The 6,529-nt window shown below is 56.2% G+C and carries 1 protein-coding gene; it reads right to left on the bottom strand.

From position 1 onward, the window contains the following. Positions 1–162: 162 nt before the first annotated feature. Entirely contained in the window at positions 163–3,696 is a 3,534-nt protein-coding gene (locus tag CMO28_RS18290; protein ID WP_296715712.1) for a reverse transcriptase domain-containing protein, read from the bottom strand. Between the last annotated feature and the right edge of the window lie 2,833 nt (positions 3,697–6,529).

Below are 6,529 nucleotides of genomic sequence, written 5' to 3' on the forward strand. Positions count from 1 at the left end.
CGAAAAGAGGGAACAGCCACGCGCTCAAGTGTCACAAGCACGCGCACCTGTGCCCTCCAGCAACTGGCGAAAAGCTCGAACAGCCGGCCTTGGGTGAGCGCAGCTCACGACAAGCCCGAACCGTGAGCCAGCGAGCATGCGGGGCACGCCACCAGGCATGCCCTACGCATGGAATCCCAAATCCCGCCCAAGCGCGGAAAAGCGCGAAGGTGCGGGTGTTGGTCTTCCTGGCACAGGTTCACCACGCAGAATCTTAGCATTGGCACGCTGTAGGCAGCACGAAATGACAGCATACCAACGCCTGATCTCCGCGGAGGGTTCAAGGCCCAACGAGGCAGCTCGGCTGTGCGCTAGTGTTTTGATAAAGCCGACTGTTTCTTTTGCCCAGAATCCGTGACGTTCAAATGACAAAGCGCGAAAATCAAAAGAGTACATACGGCGGCGCGTTTGACGGTCAAACACCGGATGGTCTCTATTTTTGTCGCGGGCTTTGTCCTCTGCAACTTTGCCAGTTGTGTGCTCGCAGCCTGGGTATGTTTCAGGATTAGCTAGAGAGCACACGGCGTCAACGTAGGTGTCGCGACTACCCGGCAGGCGATAGAAGCCAATGTCTGCCTCAGCTCCTCTCGTCGCTCGCGGCCATACGTCAACTCTTGGTTTCCAATCCGCAATGACTCCTGGGATTCCATCACGTCCTGATGCGAGGTGGGTCAAAGCTGCGCATGCTCCATCATGACCTACGAAATAACCACCGCCAGGGCTACACGACAGCAAATGGTATCCTTTTGAGTCACACACTGCCCCGCACTGTTCACCTTCTGCATTTACATGTGGACAGATATGACCCGAAAAAGTATCTAAGCCTAAACGCAGGCGAAGATCTGCTCTCATGTCGTCATCTGCAAGTTGAGTCATGTGACACGTCGGAGCTGTGGCTAACCATTGAGCGCCTACTCCACTACACGAACGCAAACGTGCCTGTGCTATCTTACATTCCCTATCTGGCAAAGCTTGGAATACTAAATCTAGCTCATCTTTAGCATTCGTCACGAGTTTTTCCGATGCGCTAGATGCCCAAAGTTTCGCTTGAGCGGAACCCGCGTTGGCAAAATCTGGGCGAAAAATTCCACAATCATTTTCGAGATCAGAAATGCAACCTTCCAGACAAGATTCAAAGGGGCTTAAATCTTGGAGCAGTGGGTCGCCAAGAGCCGCAGCTTGTCCGAGTCGATGGCCGGTCGCAGCTTGCACTGCGGGAGCGATGAGCATTGCTGAAGAAACGAACAAACGACGCAGTTCACGTACTGTGTGCGATCGGAGACCGCAACCTCCGTCTTTCAAGGGCAAAGCTAGCTGCAAGGCTTCTGCGTCGCTGTAATTCTCAACATCAATGATCTTGAAATACGTTTCTCGCATGATTTCATCAAATTCAAGTGCGAAGGGTGCAACAATCTCCGGATCTATTGTTTGTGCAAAATAAATCAATTTAGTCGCTAAACTATATCGTAGGATCAATAGCGTAGCTTGCACCCGGGCCCATCCTTTGTCTGCTGAGATTTGGTCATCGTAAATAATGCGTACGAGAAAATGTGCTTCTCTTCTGGCATTATCGAGAACTGACCGCAATTTTGTCAACGCTAGCGTTGGCTCTTTGGATTCATCATAAACAGGAATGCCGCCAACCAAAATTCCGTCAGCGTGCCAAATTCTCTGACAACTCAACGGTAAAGACTCAGAAGCTGTGGTGAGGGACCAACAAGCGGACTTACCTGGATGGACCGTGTGGCCGTGGCGCGCAAAAACTTCAATTGCTTTACTCAAAGCCTCGTCCGCATACTTCGGCGGCACTGCGACAATGGTGTCGTCCAAATACGCAAAGACCGCGGACTCCTCCGCCTCTGCTGCCGGTTCAACTGAGTTGCAACTATGAAAATCGCACTCACTGTCTCCCTCGTAGCCCTCGTTCTCGGCTCGATCATCAGCTATAAGCTTTTTGAGAGCTGCACGCAATTCATCTAACGGAGCTTTTAGACCACATGCAAACAATGCCGGTCCGGCCGGGTCGCCCTGTTCGATGCCTTCTGAAGCAGAAATGATTACATGTTCATTTTGACCGGTCCGATAAAAATATTGTGATTCCACGCCGTAAAACTGCCGCAAAAATGATGCTAACTCAGGAGCTGGAATCGCCAAATTTTCGAGGGCTGTTTCTCGGCTCTGAGTATTGTATGCGTTGACGAGATCGAGCTTGAAGAAGACAAGTTCGTTGTTTCGATGCGCTAATTGTTTTACACTACACGCCATCGCTGGACAGCCTCCTTCTACTCCGACTGCGAATTGCTGAGGACCCAAGTAGCTCTGAATCACATCTCCAGCCGCAAAAACCAAAGCTCGCGTCAAAAGCCTGCGCAGCGGATCGTGGCAGACAAGCGGACGGACTCCGTCGTTTCCTTTCTTCAAGGCAGTTGCTCGGCCCATGCTGAGAACGTCGCGAACCCATGGTGGAACCTGGCCACTGCCCACCGCGACTGCGAGATTGACGAATGGAAACCAATCCTCCGACGGAGCACGAAGTAACGGTTGAAGAAATTCAAAACGCAGACCACTCATGCCTGCCCCACTGCCTTTTGCCGAAGTGCGGAGACTCTTCTCAAGTTGATTTCGGATCGCTGCTGCCAAACTTGTGCGAGTCACTGAGTCCGGAGCGGCCCAAGGTGTGGTAGTGCGATGCGGATCCAAGCTCCACAAATTGCGCAAGATCTGCGCCGTTGCCGCACCCGGTGGGGCAAGACCAGGGGAGGAAGCTAACGAAGACGCACGTGAAATATAACCTTCATGTACATTACGCATGATTTCGTTCGAAAGGTACTTTTCAAAATCGTTCGACACGTCCAATAACCTGCTACTACGCCGTAAGCCAGAGGCGTCAACCGAATGTTGAAGGCTAGCTCGATACTCTTGAAAACGTGTGTGTGGATTCGCTTTCAAACGTTCTTCGACAAGCAGCGCACGCGCATTGTATAGAGATTTTGCATTCCTACCAGTCAAACGGTTACGCAAAGGCGCTTGGAAAAGCATTCGCGGAAGCAGAAAGAAATATTTCAGCGCGCGATCGCGCGCAATCGCATTTCCCGCTTCAAGAGCATGATGAGATGCACAACCAAAGCGCGCAGCGACTTTCTTTGTGAGACGTGGAGGAACTTTTCGTAGCGTGGGGCAAGGTTTGAGAAACTCAGCCTTGAGATCTAAGGAATCGAGAAAACTCCATTCACTACTTTCAAAATGCTCCCAGGGTTCCCTGTTCGCTCCTGGTCGTCCTGGTCCGCCGCCATCGTCATCGTCGCCATCATCGCCGTCTGGGTCTCCTCCGGGGGCTCCTTTCCCGCCTTTCTTACCTTTGCCTTGTCTAGAGCCAGTTTTTCCTTTACCTTTACCTAACGGTTTCCCAGACGATTTTCCTTTTTGTGGCGGTGGTGGAGTGTCATCAGAAGGATCACCAGCTGGGTCACCGGGTGCTCCAGGGACTGAACTTTTTCCGGCGGTATTCTTTCCTTTACCAGTTCCTTCAAGAATTCCTTTACCAGAACCCTTCAGATCGCGGGAAATGCCGTTTCTCTCGCTCCAATCCCTTAGGACTAGCTGCTGGGCCGAAAGAGGTCGTGCAGCTGGCTGTGCAGCTGGCTGTGCAGCTGACAATGCAGCCGGCAGTGCAGCGGGCGGCGCAGCTGGCAGAGCAGCCGTCTGTGCAGAAGGCTGTGCAGCTGGCTGTGCAGCAGGCTGTGCAGCAGGCTGTGCAGCTGGCAGTGCAGCCGGCCGAGCAGCTAGCTGCGCAGCTGGCGGTACCGCGAGGGACCTCGCAAGTGGGGCGTCTCGTGAAGATACAGCGGCCGCGCCTGCATCCGGAGACGCAGCCCGACCATTACCTGGTGCTGTGCCAGCAGCCTCAACATTCTGTTGGCATGGACCGCCGGGCCCCTTACCTGTCACGAACGCGGCACAAGAAGCAGATGTGCATTCTTTCCCTGTGCAAGGACCTGGTTTTCCGTTTCCTTTAGAAGTGCTATCTCTACATCTGTGAAAGTCCTGAGTCAAACGTTCTTGCCAATTCCAGCCGGGGAATTGTGACGGCCAAGTGCGGCGAGCTCGACCTGCCCGGTGCGTCCGCCCAACGCCGTCGGCGTCCGTACTTGCGGTTGCCGGTTGGCTTCGCTCCGGCACGGAGGGCGGCTGTGATTCCTGGGAGTTTGGGCTCAAACTAAACTGCTCCGAATTTGATTCCTGCGACCTGTCCAGGGATGCGCTCGGAACAAAGCGTTCTCCTCGAAACTCAGAAATTAAAAACCGGTGCCGTTCACGAATCAAACGGTTGAAGGGCCGTGCTGGAATTCGTGCAGGTCTCCACCATGGCCTGACGCTACCCGGATTCAACAATCCTCTGAGATTTACTGAATGTTGGCGAATCAAGTCATCCAACTGTGCTAAATCGCCAGTGGTCCACTCCTCCAACCGATGAGCGCTACTGTGCTCTCCGGGCTCAAAACTATTCCACATGACCCCCACTGCAGGTCCTTGCGCAGCCTGCGGAGAACGAGACTCAGACGAAGCACGCACTGCCACGTCGCCCCCGTCGGCAGAAGACGGCTGGCCCACTTGCGGCGGGGCGCCCGCGCGGTGAGGCTCGGCTGCTGACAGGGATGGATCCACCTCCTCGTCAGCACCAGCCCGGAGCTCAGCCGCCGGTTGCAGCGGTGCGCCAGGATCTTGGGATGCTGTCTCAGAACGTCCAGAACCTTCCCCCTCAATGACTCCCCACCCCTCCGGCCAAGCATCAGCCGCTCCAGACAGCTGCGTGCACGCGTGGTCGATCGGCTGCGTTCCAGGGGGATCGCTGCCTTGATCGGGTGCGGGGAGGGCTGACGGATCCACCTCTGCAAAGACAGCAGCCAGCTCTAGCTCAGCACTGCGTGTGTGCGTTCCACCTGCTGCGACCACAGGATGAGCGGATCGTTCGAAAGCGCCCGATTTCCCGCCCTGGCCGCCTTTGCCAGAGAAAGCATGGTCGCGGCGCGCGCTAGCTGGTGGAAGCCCCTTGCCACGCTCAGCTTCTGCGATGGAATAGGAATCAAGGCTCTCTCGTTCGTTGGCAGGGAGAAAGCTCTCAACTCCCCAACCTTCTGGCCAACTCTCGTCCCCATCACCCGAAACACTCAAGAATACAGATGACCGAGGGGAATTCGTCGGTGTTTGAAAGCCTACACTCTCATTTTCAGCGGAACTCTCACCCTGCGCCAGAGATCCTGACTCACTGAAACTTCCGAATTCACTAGAGCTAGACGAGACCGCGTCCATCAAACGTACGAACGCGGAAGATGCGACCTCAGCGTGCAATGCAGCGGGCGGTGCAGCCAAGTGGGCAGCCGGGAGTGCAGCTGGCTGAGCAGCGGGAGGAGCCGCATGCTGTGCAGCAGGCTGTGCAGCCGGCTGTGAAGTTGGCGGCGCAGGCAGAGCAGCCAGCTGTGGAGCTGGCTCAGCTGGCGGCAGAGCTAGAAGCGGATCTGATCCGCCAATGTTGGCGGTGCCGGTGAGCGCTCGCGAATCGACACTGTCCATTGCGTGAGCACCTCCTGATTGTCCGGGGGCTAGCAAAGCCGGATACAAATATGAGCTCGGCGGTGGTGCGGAGGGAATCGTGGGAACAAATGAAGAAGGGCTCGGGAAGGTGTGTGCCTGTTCACGCCGTAGAATGATCGAGACGTCTGAAAAATTGGATGCATTCTCAAATTCCCATGGCGGCGCGAGAGGAAAATCCGACTCTGGCAGAGGAAGTCGAGGGAGGGGCTGCAAATAACTAGCATAGAGTTGAGCTGGCCTGCGAAGAGATACCCGATATCGATTTGCTAGCTGCACCGCCAAAAGGGCTTCCTCGTGTACCGCGGTAAACGTGTCGGTGAGCGCGAGGGTCCGCTGGAGATGCTCCGCTGCCCTAGGCTCGAGCCCAGCAGCGAGCACAGCCAGCTGCACAGCAGGCTGCACAGCTGGCTGCGCTGCTGGCTGCACAGCTTGCTGCACCGCGAGCTGCAGAGCTGGTTGCACATCTGGCTGCACAGCTGGTTGCACATCCAACTGCGGAGCTGGCTGCTGACCTAGCTGCACAGCTGGCTGCACAGCTGGCTGGCCAGCTGGTTGCTCCGGACTTCGCACGGCGGGACCCTCTGGTTGCTCCGGACTTCGCACAACGGGATGCACCGCTGCCGCCGCAAAAGTGGCGCCCGGGCGAGCACTTCGCACGGCGGGGCCCTCTGGTTGCTCTGCACTTCGCACAGCGGAGCCCGTCGCTGCCCTAGGTTCGAGCCCAGCAGCGAGCACAGCCAGCTGCACAGCTGGCTGCACGGCAGGCTGCACAGCTGGCTGCGCAGCTGGCAGCACAGCTGGCTGCTCAGCTGGCTGTACAGCTAGCTGCACAGCTGGTAGTTCCGGACTTCGCACAGCGGGACCCTCTGGTTGCTCCGGACGTCGCCCAGCGGAGCCC

Origin of the sequence: Tistrella sp., assembly GCF_002684955.1 — a bacterium.
Lineage (GTDB): Bacteria > Pseudomonadota > Alphaproteobacteria > Tistrellales > Tistrellaceae > Tistrella > Tistrella mobilis.